This is a genomic window from Kosakonia sp. AG348 (assembly GCF_003337365.1).
Classification (GTDB): domain Bacteria; phylum Pseudomonadota; class Gammaproteobacteria; order Enterobacterales; family Enterobacteriaceae; genus Kosakonia.
In genome coordinates this window covers 13832-30048 of sequence record NZ_QPJR01000006.1, presented here as the reverse complement: position 1 = coordinate 30048, position 16217 = coordinate 13832, and the positions used below count along the sequence as shown (strand labels likewise).

The 16217-nt window shown below is 54.8% G+C and carries 15 protein-coding genes; 5 read left to right on the top strand and 10 right to left on the bottom strand.

Going from position 1 to position 16217, the window contains the following annotated elements:
- Positions 1 to 57 precede the first annotated feature (57 nt).
- From gudD to syd, 7 genes are all read right to left on the bottom strand, one after another.
- Entirely contained in the window at positions 58 to 1398 is a 1341-nt protein-coding gene (gene gudD, locus DFO56_RS15370; RefSeq protein WP_045513313.1) for a glucarate dehydratase, read from the bottom strand.
- A 21-nt stretch (positions 1399 to 1419) separates the two neighbouring features.
- Positions 1420 to 2760 carry an enolase C-terminal domain-like protein gene (locus tag DFO56_RS15365; RefSeq protein WP_045513316.1) on the bottom strand — a complete coding sequence of 447 codons (1341 nt, stop codon included), beginning with the start codon at positions 2758 to 2760 and terminating at the stop codon, positions 1420 to 1422.
- The gene (locus tag DFO56_RS15360) at positions 2760 to 4115 is read right to left on the bottom strand and encodes an MFS transporter (RefSeq protein WP_020456655.1); all 1356 of its coding nucleotides are present in this window, start codon (positions 4113 to 4115) and stop codon (positions 2760 to 2762) included. The genes DFO56_RS15365 and DFO56_RS15360 overlap by 1 nt, the downstream gene beginning before the upstream one ends.
- A 379-nt stretch (positions 4116 to 4494) precedes the next feature.
- Positions 4495 to 4944, bottom strand: coding sequence for a flavodoxin (locus DFO56_RS15355; protein WP_045513320.1), 450 nt, complete (start codon positions 4942 to 4944; stop codon positions 4495 to 4497).
- 6 nt (positions 4945 to 4950) lie between these two features.
- Entirely contained in the window at positions 4951 to 5745 is a 795-nt protein-coding gene (gene truC, locus DFO56_RS15350; protein WP_045513323.1) for a tRNA pseudouridine(65) synthase TruC, read from the bottom strand.
- Positions 5745 to 6074: a YqcC family protein gene (locus DFO56_RS15345; RefSeq protein ID WP_045513360.1), complete on the bottom strand. Its 330-nt coding sequence runs from the start codon at positions 6072 to 6074 to the stop codon at positions 5745 to 5747. Before DFO56_RS15345 ends, truC begins: the two co-directional genes overlap by 1 nt.
- 631 nt (positions 6075 to 6705) lie before the next feature.
- Positions 6706 to 7251, bottom strand: a complete 546-nt coding sequence (gene syd, locus DFO56_RS15340; protein ID WP_020456651.1) for a SecY-interacting protein — start codon at positions 7249 to 7251, stop codon at positions 6706 to 6708.
- A 69-nt stretch (positions 7252 to 7320) separates the two neighbouring features.
- Between syd and queF the strand changes: the two genes are divergently transcribed.
- The 5 genes from queF (at position 7321) to xni (ending at position 13676) form a co-directional block, all read left to right on the top strand.
- Positions 7321 to 8166, top strand: a complete 846-nt coding sequence (gene queF, locus DFO56_RS15335; protein ID WP_045513326.1) for an NADPH-dependent 7-cyano-7-deazaguanine reductase QueF — start codon at positions 7321 to 7323, stop codon at positions 8164 to 8166.
- Between the two features lie 117 nt (positions 8167 to 8283).
- On the top strand, positions 8284 to 9648 hold the full coding sequence (gene ppnN, locus DFO56_RS15330) for a nucleotide 5'-monophosphate nucleosidase PpnN (RefSeq protein ID WP_017458733.1): 1365 nt from the start codon (positions 8284 to 8286) through the stop codon (positions 9646 to 9648).
- Positions 9649 to 10098: 450 nt separating this feature from the next.
- Positions 10099 to 11388 carry an HAAAP family serine/threonine permease gene (locus tag DFO56_RS15325; protein WP_020456649.1) on the top strand — a complete coding sequence of 430 codons (1290 nt, stop codon included), beginning with the start codon at positions 10099 to 10101 and terminating at the stop codon, positions 11386 to 11388.
- Between the two features lie 58 nt (positions 11389 to 11446).
- Positions 11447 to 12814 (top strand): L-serine ammonia-lyase, encoded by a 1368-nt coding sequence (locus tag DFO56_RS15320; protein ID WP_020456648.1) that lies wholly within the window; start codon positions 11447 to 11449, stop codon positions 12812 to 12814.
- Between the two features lie 109 nt (positions 12815 to 12923).
- The gene (xni, locus tag DFO56_RS15315) at positions 12924 to 13676 is read left to right on the top strand and encodes a flap endonuclease Xni (protein ID WP_233500405.1); all 753 of its coding nucleotides are present in this window, start codon (positions 12924 to 12926) and stop codon (positions 13674 to 13676) included.
- A 47-nt stretch (positions 13677 to 13723) separates the two neighbouring features.
- On the opposite strand, the gene puuE is transcribed toward xni, so the two are convergent.
- From puuE to DFO56_RS15300, 3 genes are read right to left on the bottom strand one after another with little or no spacing between them, the layout of a single operon-like run.
- On the bottom strand, positions 13724 to 14665 hold the full coding sequence (puuE, locus tag DFO56_RS15310; RefSeq protein WP_020456646.1) for an allantoinase PuuE: 942 nt from the start codon (positions 14663 to 14665) through the stop codon (positions 13724 to 13726).
- 29 nt (positions 14666 to 14694) lie between these two features.
- Positions 14695 to 15432, bottom strand: a complete 738-nt coding sequence (locus DFO56_RS15305) for an aspartate/glutamate racemase family protein (RefSeq protein WP_045513332.1) — start codon at positions 15430 to 15432, stop codon at positions 14695 to 14697.
- Positions 15432 to 16148, bottom strand: coding sequence for a GntR family transcriptional regulator (locus tag DFO56_RS15300; protein WP_045513335.1), 717 nt, complete (start codon positions 16146 to 16148; stop codon positions 15432 to 15434). The genes DFO56_RS15305 and DFO56_RS15300 overlap by 1 nt, the downstream gene beginning before the upstream one ends.
- Between the last annotated feature and the right edge of the window lie 69 nt (positions 16149 to 16217).

The following is a 16217-nucleotide window of genomic DNA, read 5'->3' as shown; positions in this document are numbered from 1 at the left end:
AGCATACACCCAGCAAAGATGAGGAAATGCCAGCCCCCGCAAGGACTGGCAATTTCATCAACGCACCATGCACGGACGTTTGTTATCAAATTTCCAGTTCGGGATCAGGTATTGCATTCCCATTGCATCGTCACGCGCGCCGAGGCCATGTTTTTGATACAGCTCGTTGGCTTTCATCACCTGGTCCATATCCAGCTCTACGCCAAGACCCGGTTTGTTTGGCACCTGCACCATCCCGCCTTTAATTTCGAACGGTTGTTTAGTCAGGCGCTGGTTGCCCTCCTGCCAGATCCAGTGCGTATCGATAGCGGTGATATTGCCCGGTGCCGCAGCGGCAACATGGGTGAACATCGCCAGCGAAATATCAAAGTGGTTATTCGAGTGCGAGCCCCAGGTCAGACCGAACTCGTGGCACATTTGCGCCACACGTACCGACCCCTGCATGGTCCAGAAGTGCGGGTCAGCCAGCGGGATATCCACCGATTGCAGTGACAGCGTATGGCCCATTTGACGCCAGTCGGTGGCAATCATATTGGTGGCGGTCGGCAGGCCGGTCGCGCGGCGGAACTCCGCCATCACTTCACGACCGGAGAAGCCCTGTTCCGCGCCGCACGGATCTTCCGCGTACGCCAGCACGCCTTTCAGGTGCTTACCAATTTTTATCGCTTCATCCAGCGACCAGGCACCGTTCGGATCGAGCGTGACGCGCGCCTGCGGGAAGCGTTTTGCCAGCGCGGAAATCGCTTCGGCTTCTTCCATTCCCGCCAGCACGCCGCCTTTCAGTTTGAAATCGTTAAAACCATATTTCTCATACGCGGCTTCTGCCAGACGCACTACGCGATCCGGCGTCATCGCCTCTTCGTGACGCACGCGATACCAGTCGCACTTGTCATCCGGCTGGCTCTGGTACGGGAGCGGCGTTTTTTTGCTGTCGCCAACGAAGAACAGGTAACCGAGCATCTCTACTTCGCTGCGCTGCTGGCCCTCGCCAAGCAGGGAAGCGACGTTCACACCGAGGTGCTGACCGAGCAGATCAAGCATCGCCGCTTCAATGCCGGTCACCACGTGGATCGTAGTACGCAGATCGAAAGTTTGCAGGCCACGGCCACCGGCGTCGCGGTCGGCAAAGTTATTGCGCACGGTGTTGAGGATATTTTTGTACTCACCCAGCGTCTTACCGACCACCAGCGGAATAGCGTCTTCCAGCGTTTGACGGATTTTCTCGCCGCCGGGGATTTCCCCCACACCGGTGTGGCCGGCGTTGTCTTTAATCACCACGATATTGCGGGTGAAGAACGGGGCGTGCGCGCCGCTCAGGTTCATCAACATGCTGTCGAGGCCCGCAACCGGGATAACCTGCATGGAGGAGACAACGGGTGTCGAACTGTATGTGCTCATTTTTTTAATCCTTTTGGTCTATCAATGACGTCCAAAAACGGGGCGTTTTTTGTCAAACGTCCAGCCTGGGATGAGGTACTGCATCGGGCCTGCGTCATTGCGCGCGCCGCCGGGCAGCGTCTTGTATGCCGCGTGCGCTTTTTCGATTTGCGTCCAGTCGATCTCTACACCAAGGCCTGGCGCATCGGGTACGGCGATTTTTCCCTGGCGGATCTCCAGCGGCTGTTTGGTCAGGCGTGCGTCGCCCTCCTGCCAGATCCAGTGCGTGTCGATGGCGGTCGGCGTTCCCGGTGCTGCCGCGCCAACGTGGGTGAACATCGCCAGCGAGATATCGAAATGGTTGTTGGAGTGGCAGCCCCAGGTTAATCCCCAGTCGTCGCACAGTTGCGCCACGCGTACCGCGCCGGAAAGCGTCCAGAAGTGCGGATCCGCCAGCGGGATATCCACCGCGTTTAGCATCACCGCATGGCCCATTTCACGCCAGTTGGTGGCAATCATATTGGTCGCTACCGGCAAGCCGGTGGCGCGGCGGAACTCCGCCATCACTTCACGCCCGGAAAAGCCCTGTTCCGCGCCGCACGGATCTTCCGCGTAGGTCAGCACATCATTAAGGCCTTTGCACAGGCTGATGGCTTCGTCGAGCAGCCAGGCGCCGTTGGGATCAACCGTGATGCGCGCCTCCGGGAAGCGTTTTTTCAGCGCCCGCACGGTGTCGATCTCTTTTTCGCCCGGCAGTACGCCGCCCTTGAGTTTGAAATCTTTAAAGCCGTAGCGATCCTGCGACGCTTCTGCCAGGCGCACGACCGCATCGCTGTTCATCGCTTCCTGATGACGCAGGTGATACCACTCATGGCGGCCAGGCGTCGCGGCCAGGTATGGCAGATCGGTTTTGGTACGATCGCCGACATAAAACAGATAACCGAGCACCGTTACCGCATCGCGCTGTTTACCGGGGCCAAGCAGTTCGCACACCGGGACGTTCAGCGCTTTGCCTAACAGATCCAGCAGGGCGGCTTCCAGTGCCGCCACCGCATTCACGCGCAGCTCAAATGTCCAGGCACCTTTTCCGAAAGTGTCGAAATCCGCCGCCTGGTTGCCTTTGTGTACGCGCTGCACCACTTTATTCAATCGCGCCACTTCCTGCCCCACCACCATCGGCGTGGCGTCAACCAATGTTTTGTAGATCACGTCGCCGCCCGGCGCTTCACCGACGCCAGTGTTACCGGCGTTGTCGGTGAGCACCACGATGTTGCGGGTGAAGTAAGCGTTATGCGCGCCACCGATGTTCATCAGCATGCTGTCATGCCCGGCCACCGGAATGACCTTCATGTCGGTGATAATGGGGCTTGCTTGTGTGTTCATCATTCACGTCCTGTCACAGGTTTCAGCACGATACGCTTGATATCCCCCACCAGAACCAGGTAACTGAGTACCGCCACCAGCGCATGGATACCGACATAAATCAGCGCGCCGTTAAACGAGCCGGTCGTGCCGACGATGTAGCCAATGGCAATCGGCGTCACGATGCCGGAGATATTGCCGAACATGTTGAACAGACCGCCGCTCAGGCCGCTGATCTCTTTCGGCGCGGTATCTGCCATCACCGCCCAGCCCAGCGCACCGATACCTTTACCGAAGAAAGCCAGCGCCATGAAAGCAATAATCAGCGTTTCGGAGTTGGTGTAGTTGCAGAACACCATGCTCATGGAGAGCAGCATTCCCAATACAATTGGCGTCTTACGCGCCACGTTCAGCGAGCCGTAACGGCGCATTAACCAGTCGGAAATAATCCCGCCCAGTACGCCCCCCACAAAGCCGCAGATCGCCGGGATTGAAGCAACAAAACCCGCTTTCAAAATCGACATGCCGCGTGCCTGCACCAGATAAACCGGGAACCAGGTGATAAAGAAATAGGTCAGGGCGTTAATACAGTACTGGCCCAGATAGACGCCGATCATCATGCGGGAACCCAGCAGCTGTTTGATCTGTCCCCATTTTTCTGAGAATGGAACATGGTGCGCGCTTTTCGCCTGATCCATGTTGATCAGTGCGCCACCTTCTGCAATGTACTCCAGCTCTTTTTTGTTTACGCCCGGATGCTGGTTCGGCTCGTGGATCATTTTCTGCCACAGGAAGCTGATGAAAATGCCAAGACCGCCCATAAAGAAGAACACATGTGACCAGCCCACGGCGTGCGTCAGCCAGCCCATGATCGGCGCGAAGATCACCGTCGCGAAGTATTGCGCGGAGTTAAAAATCGCCACCGCCGTTCCCCTCTCCTGCGCCGGGAACCAGGCTGCAACGATGCGGCTGTTGCCCGGGAAGGAAGGCGATTCAGCCAGACCGACCATAAAGCGCAGGGTGAAGAGCGCAACGATGATGCCGAAGCCGCTAAAGATATCGACGAAACCTTGCAGCAAGGTAAACAGCGACCAGGTGAAGATAGACCAGAAATAGACGCGTTTTGATCCGAAGCGGTCAAGCAACCAGCCGCCCGGTATCTGGCCAATCACATAAGCCCAGGAAAACGCGGAGAAAACATAACCCATACCGACCGGATCCAGGCCTATCGCTTTGGACATCTCTGAACCGGCAATCGACAACGTGGCGCGATCGCCATAGTTGAAGGATGTGACGATAAACAGCATCACCACTATCCAGTAGCGGGCGTTGGTACGCTTTTCAGCGCCGCTCGCCGCCTGGCTAAATGTACTCATGGTTGTACTCCCGAAGCATAAATGTTCTTTTGTCCATTCATCCTGTACGGCGCAACCTGTAGGGGAAGACAGGATGATGTCATTGTGTTTTTGCTGCTCCTGCCGGGTTTGCCACACCCGGCGGGCCGCGTTTTTTTTACTGGCGAGAAAAAGTATATGGAGCGCCTTTTCAACTCTCACCGTGCAACAACACAACATTCGCCGGGCGCGGCTATGCCCTTTAAGGCATTAGCCCAGGCGGATGGGGAGTACTTCACGGAAATGAAAATGGAGCAGACCGAAGGTGGTCAAAAGAGAGGCAGCGTTAAAGAGTGTGAAATGCGTCGCTTGACGCGGCAAAAAGAGAGGTTTCCTCCCCGCTTACGGAGAGGAAGACAGCTTATTTCAGCAGGGTCGCCCAGTGCTCAACCCACGGATTAGAGACGGTTTCCGGTTCCGGGTCTTCGCTGGCGTCAATCAGCAACATCTCGCCGATACGCTGCGCACCTTGCTCTTGCAGCAGGGCATCAAACTGCTTACCCCCGCCGCAGAAATGGGCGTATGTGCTATCACCCAGGGCAATCACGCCATAGTGCAGATTGGGCTGATACCCCACGGTATCGCGCAGATAATGGAACAGTGGCGCAATACTTTCCGGCAAATCGCCCTGACCGGTCGTGGAGGTCACTATCAGCGCGTAATTGCCTTTGTTGTTTTCCCAGTCGCTGGCTTCGGGATCTTCAAATACCGTCGCCTTGTGGCCCTGCGCCTGTAAGATCTCCTGCGCTTCTTCCGCCACCAGCAGCGAATTGCCGTACATGGTGCCAACAAAAATTCCGACCTTCGCCATAGCTCATCACTCCTTGCGTGATTCCAGATTGCCCTCATCCTGGCGGCTCACTGGCAAGAACTCAACCCTTTCATTTTCAGGGAGAAGCCCGCGCCAGCCAAAGTGCGACAGCGCGCCCATCCAGGTTTCATCCAGCCCGGCGCGGATCGTTAACGGCTCGCCGGTAAAAGGGTGAGTGAGCGTTAACTGGCTGGCATGCAGCATCAAGCGGTTGCAGCCAAAGTGTTCCGCCGCGCTACGATTTTGCCGCAAATCGCCGTGTTTACTGTCGCCAATAATCGGATGGCGCAAATGCGCCAGATGGCGACGCAATTGGTGCTTGCGGCCCGTTTTCGGTTCCAGTTCAACCAGACCATAGCGCGTGGTGGGAAATTTGCTCGTCGCCACTGGCATTTCGCACGTTGCCAGCCCGCGATAGTGCGTTACGGCTGGCTGCGCCTCTTTATCGGCGCGGGCGAACTTGTCGGCCACTTTATCCAGCTCTTCGACCAGCGGATAATCCAGCAACGCCTCTTCCATCAGCCAGCCACGCACAATGGCGTGATAGCGTTTTTGAATCTGATGTTGCTCAAATTGCTGTGCTAAGCGGCGACCGGCCTCGCTGGATAAGCCCATTAACAACACGCCGGAAGTGGGCCTGTCGAGGCGATGGGCGGTAAAAACGTGCTGGCCGATTTGGTCACGCACCGTTTGCATGACCACCACTTTTTCATCGCGATCTAACCAGCTACGGTGAACCAGCCAGCCGGAAGGTTTATTCACCGCCACCAGCCACTCATCCTGGTAAATAATCTCCAGCATCAGGCGTTTTCGTCGCTGAACAGCGCATCGAGCTGCTGTAAATGCACCAGCATCACTTCTCGGGACGGATGGGTCGCCTCAAGGGCAATTTCATAGTATGGTGCGATGGCGAATGCCTGCGGCAAAGGCTGTTGACTATCCAGCAGAGCGTGCATACGCGGAATAAGCACCCACTGCAGCCATTCGAATGGCTCAAGGGTATCCATGCAAAAAGGCTGCGTGCTTTCAAAGGCGCTTGCCGCTGGCGCGTTGGTTTGCCAAAGATTCTGTTCGCGCAGTTGCGCTTCGAGAAGATGAAGTTGCTCACGCACACGTTGATGTTGAGTCATATAAACCCCCGGAATAATCAGACTGGCGCGCAGCATACCAAAGAGCGGAACAAATAAAAAAAGGGAGCACTGTAAAAACAGTGCTCCCGGTTCGTTTCGCAGCAGTCCCGCTACTCGTATGCTCCCTGCTCATCCATGAAAACTTTTCCTGCGGTCTCCTGACCCGTTCATCCTTAAACAGCGCATCTTGCTCACACCACCCCGATGTGACTTGGCCTCATCCGTAAAGCGTGTCCTGGATCTTCCTGATCTGCCGGGTATCCTTACCGGCTCTCATTCTCCTTCCTGGAGGTGTCCGTTAACGCATTCCAGCGATGTCCCTTTGCTTCGTCCTGAAGCCTTTCCTTGCAGCACCGTCCTGGTGAGTCCTCGAAACAACATCATCCTGATGTACGCTTCGTTGTCAGACTCCGTGTCGACACAGATAGAATCACCGATTCCGTGACGTCTTACAAGAAGACTTAACACAAATTCAGCTTTGAATGAAACCATAGCAGGAAAAGGGTTTTAGATTAACCTCATGATTTATATTAATTATGAATGAGAAGGCGCATCAGAATTATGGAAAAAGACCTGGCGATCTCTTACAGGTCGTGTAAGAGATCTCTCACAAGATGAGTAGTATTGAGGATTACACAACGGGTTCGAGCTGGTCGAGGAATGCCGCGAGGCTTGGGGCGAGAACGGTGCGCTGACGCGTACCCAGCGTCTCTTTCACCACTTCGCCGCTCAGGTTACACAGCGAAATCACATCCAGTTCGCTGTCGAGCGTAGCAATAAAAAGTGTAGGCGATAACTTCAGCCTTTTTTGCGTAACCAGGTGACCAATCAGATTTTCCTGCATACGCACGAAGTCATCCTCACTCCACGTTTGCAGCAGCGTCAGCGTCAGTTCGCCAAAACGCGCGGTCATATCACCGGCAAATTGTGTGGTGTAAAAGGTATGGAGCGGCGTTTGTACCACAATTTCCATGGCCTGTTCAATTGGGTTTACATTTCGTTCTGGTACGAACGGTTTTGGCTGCCAGATAACGTATTTGTCGGTGGAAGAAATAATGCACGGCGAGGGAATACCGTAAAGCGCTTCGCTTTGCGGCCAGCTGTCTCGCTGTGTGTGCCACGCATTACAGTAACGTTCCGTAAAGGCTTTCAGGGCATGCGCCGTCTCTTTTTCCACCGATTTCTCTCTTCACATAAGCCAGGATAAACTCTGCGTCATAGTTTACCTGCAAAATGGCGATGAAACATGTCCTCTTATGATAACCATCAGGCGCTGGCTGGCCTGACGCTTGGCAAAACCACCGATTACCGCGACACCTATGACGCCAGCTTGCTGCAAGGCGTTCCCCGTTCGTTAAACCGCGATCCGTTAGGCTTAAAAGCCGACAGCTTGCCTTTTCGCGGCGCGGATATCTGGACGTTGTATGAGCTCTCCTGGCTCAATGCGAAGGGTTTGCCGCAGGTGGCGGTTGGTCACGTTGAGCTGGATCACGCCAGCGTCAATTTGGTGGAATCGAAAAGCTTCAAGCTCTATCTCAACAGTTTTAACCAGACACGTTTTGCCAGCTGGCAAGAGGTACACGACACGTTGCAACGTGATTTAAGCGCCTGCGCCCAAGGCGCCGTGAACGTGGTGCTGTATCGCATTGATGAGCTGGAAGGGCAGCCGATTGCGCATTTCCCTGGGGTCTGTATCGACGACCAGGATATTGAGATCGCAAATTACGAATTTGACGCCGCGCTGTTAACCGATGCCGCCAGCGGAAAGCTTGTGGAAGAGACGCTGGTCAGCCATTTATTAAAATCGAACTGCCTGATCACCCACCAGCCAGATTGGGGCTCAGTGCAAATCCAGTATCGCGGCGCGCAAATCGACCGTGAAAAATTGCTGCGCTACCTGGTCTCTTTCCGTCATCACAATGAGTTTCATGAGCAGTGTGTCGAGCGCATCTTCACGGATATTCTGCGTTTCTGCCGGCCTGAAAGCCTGAGCGTGTACGCGCGCTATACCCGACGCGGCGGGCTGGATATCAATCCGTGGCGCACCAATACCGATTTTGTCCCTGCAACCGGTCGGTTAGTACGCCAGTAAATCACAACTTTTTATCGCTCTGCGTGGAAGATCCCACGCGACAGGTTGTTAAACGTCATAAGCCAGGGCTATTGTAATCACGGGAAAGATAAAATTTTCGTCCCGTAAGGAGTTCACTTGATTACACATATTAGCCCGCTTGGCTCAATGGATATGCTGTCGCAGCTGGAAGTCGATATGCTTAAACGCACGGCCAGCAGTGACCTGTATCAACTGTTTCGCAACTGCTCGCTCGCTGTACTGAACTCAGGGAGCCAGACCGACAGCAGCAAAGAGCTGCTCTCCCGTAACGAAAGTTTTGATATCAACGTGTTACGCCGTGAACGCGGCGTAAAGCTGGAGTTGATCAACCCACCGGAAGAGGCCTTTGTCGACGGGCGCATTATCCGCTCGCTGCAGGCCAACCTGTTTGCTGTTCTGCGCGACATTCTCTTCGTTAATGGACAGATACATAACGCCGGACGCGTTCAGCATTTAAATCTGGAAAGCTCCATTCATATCACCAACCTGGTGTTTTCCATTTTGCGTAACGCCCGCGCGCTGCATGTCGGCGAAGCGCCGAGCATGGTGGTCTGCTGGGGCGGCCACTCGATTAACGAAACCGAGTACCTCTACGCGCGCCGCGTGGGAACCCAGCTTGGCCTGCGTGAGCTGAACATCTGTACGGGCTGTGGCCCAGGCGCGATGGAAGCGCCCATGAAAGGTGCCGCCGTCGGTCACGCGCAGCAACGTTATAAAGAGGGCCGTTTTATTGGCATGACCGAACCGTCGATCATTGCCGCTGAACCGCCAAACCCGCTGGTCAACGAACTGATCATCATGCCGGATATTGAAAAACGTCTGGAAGCGTTTGTCCGTATCGCGCACGGCATCATCATCTTCCCGGGTGGCGTAGGCACGGCGGAAGAGTTGTTGTATCTGCTGGGGATTTTGATGAACCCGGCCAACAAAAACCAGGTACTACCGCTGATCCTGACCGGGCCAAAAGAGAGTGCGGACTATTTCCGTGTGCTGGACGAATTTATCGTTAACACGCTGGGCGAAGCCGCGCGACAACACTACACCATCATCATTAATGATGCGGCTGAAGTGGCGCGGCAGATGAAAAAAGCGATGCCGCGCGTGAAAGAGAACCGTCGTGAAACCGGGGATGCCTATAGTTTCAACTGGTCTATCCGTATCGCGCCGGATCTGCAGGTGCCGTTTGAACCGACGCACGAAAATATGGCTAACCTGAAACTTTATCCGGATCAGCCGGTGGAAACGTTAGCGGCGGATCTGCGCCGGGCGTTCTCAGGCATCGTGGCGGGTAACGTGAAAGAGCACGGCATTCGGGCGATTGAGGAGTTCGGCCCGTATAAAATTCATGGCGATAGCGACATGATGCGCCGTATGGATGACCTGCTACAGGGCTTTGTCGCCCAGCATCGTATGAAACTGCCAGGCAGCGCGTACATTCCTTGCTACGAAATCTGCGCCTGATCTTCCAGGGCGACGTATAAGTCGCCCTTATACCTCGGATTTTCCCCGTATAACTCGCATGCCTATCACCAGCATATTCATATGTTACAGCGCCCCTTAAACGCCGATAAATCACTGCGATAGCGGTTTTTTACAGGGCATTTATCGTCTTTCAGCGGTGTGCGTTTGATCGCAAATCTTGCTGGTGATAGCCTTCGCGCCCATAAATTTCATCTCTCGATCATTAAGTAGAGAGATGGTCTAAATATATCCACATAAAAAGTGATTTATTGCAATTGCGATCCCGATCACTGATAGAGTCATAACATAAATGTATCTTTCCGCCGCAAATAATTGCGGAAAGAAATTATAAAAAAACCGTGATTGACCGAATTTAATATTACCGCCAGCCTGTCAGGCATTTTATTCGCCCGTCATGCCAGCATTTTGCTTTTCCCAGGAGATTTATAAATGGAAACCACTCAAACCAGTACGCTGGCCACATCGGCTACACGAAGTTCATGGCGCAAAACGGATACCATGTGGATGCTGGGCCTGTACGGTACTGCCATCGGCGCTGGTGTACTGTTCCTGCCAATTAACGCCGGCGTTGGCGGTTTAATTCCGCTGATCATCATGGCCATCCTCGCTTTCCCAATGACTTACTTCGCACACCGCGGTCTGACTCGCTTTGTGCTGTCGGGTAAAAACCCGGGTGAAGACATCACCGAGGTGGTTGAAGAGCACTTCGGTATCGGCGCGGGTAAACTGATTACCCTGCTCTACTTCTTCGCTATCTACCCGATCCTGCTGGTCTACAGCGTGGCGATCACCAACACCGTTGACAGCTTTATGACCCACCAGTTGGGTATGACGCCGCCGCCGCGCGCCATTCTGTCGCTGATCCTGATTGTCGGCATGATGACCATCGTGCGTTTTGGCGAGCAGATGATTGTAAAAGCGATGAGTATTCTGGTGTTCCCGTTTGTTATCGCCCTGATGTTGCTGGCCGTTTACCTGATCCCGCAGTGGAACGGCGCAGCACTCGACACGCTGTCTTTGAACAGTACTTCCGCGACCGGTAACGGCCTGTGGATGACCTTGTGGCTGGCTATTCCGGTGATGGTGTTCTCCTTTAACCACTCGCCGATCATCTCCTCGTTTGCGGTGGCAAAACGTGAAGAGTACGGCAACGAAGCAGAGAGCAAATGTTCACGTATTTTGGCGTTCGCACACATCATGATGGTGCTGACGGTAATGTTCTTCGTATTCAGCTGCGTACTGAGCCTCTCTCCGGCTGACCTGGCATCGGCGAAACAGCAGAACATCTCGATTCTTTCTTACCTGGCAAACCACTTTAACGCACCGATCATCGCCTGGATGGCACCGATCATTGCGATGATCGCCATCACCAAATCTTTCCTCGGCCACTATCTGGGTGCGCGTGAAGGTTTCAACGGTATGGTGATCAAGTCCCTGCGTGGCAAAGGTAAAAGCATCGAAATCAACAAGCTGAACCGCATTACCGCGCTGTTTATGCTGCTGACCACCTGGGCTGTAGCAACCTGGAACCCGAGCATCCTCGGAATGATTGAAACTCTGGGCGGCCCGATTATCGCGATGATCCTGTTCCTGATGCCGATGTACGCCATCGCCAAAGTACCGGCAATGCGTAAATACAGCGGCAAAATTAGCAACATCTTCATTGTTATCATGGGTCTTATCGCTATCTCCGCGATCTTCTACTCTCTGTTCAGCTAATCTCTTTCGCGCCGCTCTCCATGGGCGGCGCGACTCTCATTGCAATGGATAATGCGTCATGATCAGCGTATTCGATATTTTTAAAATCGGCATTGGCCCTTCCAGCTCGCATACCGTTGGCCCAATGAAAGCCGGTAAACAATTCACTGACGATCTGATTGCTCGCCGCATGCTGCACGACGTGACCCGTGTAGTAGTAGACGTTTACGGTTCCCTCTCTCTGACCGGTAAAGGGCACCATACCGATATCGCTATCATTATGGGTCTGGCGGGTAACCTGCCGGATAGCGTTGATATCGATGCTATTCCAGGATTTATTCAGGACGTAAACACGCACGGCCGCCTGCTGCTGGCTAACGGCGAGCACGAAGTCGAGTTTCCGGTCGATCAATGCATGAACTTCCATGCCGATAACCTCTCGCTGCATGAGAACGGCATGCGTATTACCGCGCTCGCGGGCGACAGGGTTCTCTATAGCCAGACCTATTACTCCATCGGCGGCGGTTTTATTGTCGACGAAGAACATTTTGGCCAGACCAACAACGCGCCTGTCGCCGTACCTTATCCGTACAAAAATGCGGCGGATCTGCAACGTCACTGTCAGGAAACCGGGCTTTCACTCTCTGGTCTGATGATGAAGAACGAACTGGCGCTGCACAGCAAAGAGGAGCTGGAACAGCACCTCGCACGCGTCTGGGAAGTGATGCAGGGCGGTATTGAGCGCGGAATTACCACCGAAGGCGTGTTGCCGGGCAAATTACGCGTGCCGCGCCGCGCCGCGGCGCTGCGCCGTATGCTGGTCAGCAGCGATAACACCAGTAAAGATCCGATGCAGGTCGTCGACTGGATCAACATGTTTGCGCTGGCGGTTAACGAAGAGAACGCCGCCGGTGGTCGCGTGGTGACTGCGCCAACCAATGGCGCGTGTGGCATTGTGCCGGCAGTACTGGCTTATTACGACAAGTTTATTCGTCAGGTAAACGCGAATTCACTGGCTCGCTATCTGCTGGTCGCCAGCGCGATTGGCTCGCTCTATAAAATGAACGCCTCCATCTCCGGCGCGGAAGTAGGCTGCCAGGGCGAAGTGGGTGTTGCCTGTTCGATGGCCGCCGCAGGCCTTGCGGAACTGCTCGGCGCAAGCCCGGCGCAGGTCTGCATCGCGGCGGAAATCGGTATGGAACACAACCTCGGTCTGACTTGCGATCCGGTCGCAGGCCAGGTACAGGTTCCGTGCATCGAGCGCAACGCCATTGCGTCAGTAAAAGCGGTAAACGCCGCGCGTATGGCGCTGCGCCGTACCAGCGAGCCGCGCGTCTGCCTGGATAAAGTCATCGAAACCATGTACGAAACCGGGAAAGATATGAACGCCAAGTACCGCGAAACCTCACGCGGTGGGCTGGCGATGAAGATCGTGACCTGCGATTAAGCCCTGCCAGATGCCTCGTTTTGCGAGGCATCTTCCTGATTATTCCCCGCTTCATAGCCTCACGCCGCACGCGATGTTACCCTTAGGCACGATTTCAAGGAGGGTATCTGTGGCTCATCTGTTAATTGTCGACGCGCTTAATCTTATCCGCCGGATCCACGCGGTACAGGGATCGCCCTGTGTAGACACCTGCCTGCACGCGCTGGAACAACTCGTCGTTCACAGCCAGCCGACGCACGCTGTGGCGGTGTTTGATGATGAGGCTCGCAGCCAGGGCTGGCGTCACCAGTTATTACCCGACTATAAAGCCGGGCGACCGCCCATGCCGGAGACGCTGCATGCCGAGATGCCCGCTTTGCGCAGTGCTTTTGAACAGCGTGGCATTCGTTGCTGGGCCACGCCGGGTAACGAAGCGGACGATCTCGCCGCGACGCTGGCGGTAAAAATGGCGCAGGCCGGGCAGCAGGCGACAATTGTTTCTACGGACAAAGGCTATTGCCAGTTGCTTTCCCCAACCATTCGTATCCGCGACTATTTTCAGAAACGCTGGCTGGATGCGCCCTTTATCGCGCAGGAATATGGTGTCACGCCGCAACAATTGCCGGATTACTGGGGGCTGGCGGGGATCAGCAGTTCTAAAGTGCTAGGCGTTGCCGGTATTGGCCCGAAAAGCGCCACCCAACTGTTAAACACCTTCCCGACGCTGGAAGTATTGTACGAGAATCTTGCGGACGTGCCGGAAAAGTGGCGGCAAAAACTGGAAGCGCATAAAGCAATGGCATTTACCTGTCGCGATGTGGCGCGACTGCAAACGGATCTGCAACTGGACGGCAATTTACAACAGCTGCGGCTGACACGCTAAGTAAAGCCCGCTCGGTGGCGGGCTATTCGCTTTGCTTCAGCCTTATTTCAACCCTTATAAGGATGGTGCTTTAGCCAATGTTCGGCGATATCCTGGCGACGGCAGATCCAGACATCGCTGTGGCTTTGCACGTAATCAAGAAAACGCTGCAGTGCACGAAAGCGCCCGGGCCGCCCGAGCAGGCGGCAGTGCATGCCAATCGACATCATCTTTGGCGCATACGCCCCTTCTTCGTACAGCACATCAAAACTGTCTTTCAGATAGGTATAAAACTGTTCAGCGGTGTTAAAACCCTGAGCCGTGGCAAAGCGCATATCGTTGGCATCAAGCGTATACGGCACAATCAGATGCGGCTTCCCTTCCACCGTGGTCCAGAAGGGTAAATCATCGCCGTAATAGTCGCTGTCGTAGAGAAAATCGCCCTGCTCGACCACCAGCTTACGGGTGTTTGGGCTGTCACGCCCGGTGTACCAGCCAAGCGGCTTTTTGCCAAACAGCGTTTGCAGGATCTCAATCGCCTGCTGCATGTGCTGGCGTTCGGTTTGAATATCAAGATCCTGATAATGGATCCAGCGCCAGCCGTGGCTTACCACGTCGTAGTCTGCCGCTTTGATCGCCTCGACGATTTCCGGGTTACGCGCCAGCGCCATTGCCACGCCAAAAACCGTGAGTGGCAGGCCACGTTGCTGAAAAGCCTGATGAATACGCCAGAACCCTGCGCGCGATCCATACTCATACAGCGAGTCCATCGACATATGCCGCGCGGGATAGCTGGCAGCGCCAATAATATCTGACAAAAATTGCTCTGAACCCGCGTCACCATGCAGCACATGGTTCTCGCCGCCTTCTTCAAAATTAAGGACAAACTGGACGGCAATGCGCGCTCCACCCGGCCAGCGGGCATGCGGCGGTTTTCCCGCATAACCCGCCATATCGCGGGGGTAGTCGGCGGTGAAATGCCAGAAAGGTTTGTCCGTTGCTGATTGCATGCTGATTCGACCTCTTTACGGGGCCGCTTTCAGCAAAGCTGTTCGAAACATCCTGAAAGCGGCTTTTTATTGGGATACGCGAGATCGCCGTATTTGCTGGTGCCAAGCCCCAGCGAGAGAAGGGATTCCACCATCTTCACCGCGGCCGTAACGCCGTCGATCACAGGCATGCCAAGCTCTTGCGTCAACTCGCTGGCAAGGTTCGCCATGCCGCCGCAGCCCAGCACAATGGCACCGCTATGATCTTCCCGTTTAGCTTGTATACAACGTTCGCGTACCTTTTGCTGAGCAAGACCCGTGCCATCTTCCAACGCCAGTACCGGTAAATCGATAGCATGCAGCGCGGCGCAGTGATGTTCGAAGCCATACTGGCGCATTAAATGACGGGCGATAATCACCGTGCGTGGCAGCGTGGTAACAATCGAGAACCGCGTCGCCACAAGCGTTGCCATGTGCATAGCCGCTTCAGCAATACCGATAACCGGCCCGCTCGCCAGCTCGCGCGCCGCCAGTAATCCGGGGTCACCAAAACAGGCAACCACGTGTCCTTGTGCGCCCTGGGTTTTACCCTGTTTGATTTGCTCCAGCACGCCAATCGCCGCAATAGCTTCATCAAAATGTCCTTCGATTGATTCCACTCCCTGCGAGGGGCAACTGGCAAGAATGGTGGTGCCTGGCGACGCCACGCTGCGCGCCGCGCTGGCGATGGTGGCGGTCATTTCCGGGCTGGTATTGGGATTGATAACTTGTATACAAAACTGGCTCATCAGTGTTCTCCTGGCGCACCAAACAGGCGGGCGAAGTCCGGTACTGTCTCGCCGCTGCGCTCAAAGCGCAGGCTGGAAACAATGTGATCAAAGTGGTGGGCCATCGCATCACTGAGCCCCGGCAGATCCTTTTTACGCAGCAGCGTAACCAGTTGGTCATGATCGTCACAGCGGCAACCGCGCTGCCAGGGCGCGCCCCAGGCGGCTATCACCAGCGACGAACGCTGCGCCAGCGTGGTAATAATGTCAGTCACCACCTCATTACCGGAAATGGCCTGCAGCTGGATATGGAAAGCCGCAGAGTGGCGGATAGCCGCCGCGCCATCATGGTTTTGATGCGCCTCTTCTTCCTGCGCGATGATGTTTTCCAGTCCGGCAAGATGTGGCGGCTGAAGATGTTCCAGCACCAGCGGCAGGTTGGCGCATTCGATCATTTTACGGGTAGTAAAGATAGCTTTTGACTCTTCAACGCCAGGGTTGGCGACAAATGCACCACGTCTGGGCGTCATGGTGATCATTTGCACCGTCGCAAGGCGGGTTAAGACTTTGCGGATCCCGGTACGGCTGACGCCAAAAACTTCCGCCAGCGCCTCTTCCGGCAGTTTACTTCCCGGTGGCAATTGATGTTCAACGATGGCGGTCATTAACGATTGCCAAATGACATGCTCTTTATCTTCCAGATCTGCAGGGGTTCGCAGCCCTATTTGCTGGTTCATAGCGCAATTCCTTTGTTACTCAATTCATCTATTTTTGTATACACCGTTAATTTATTTTGTATACAAAAA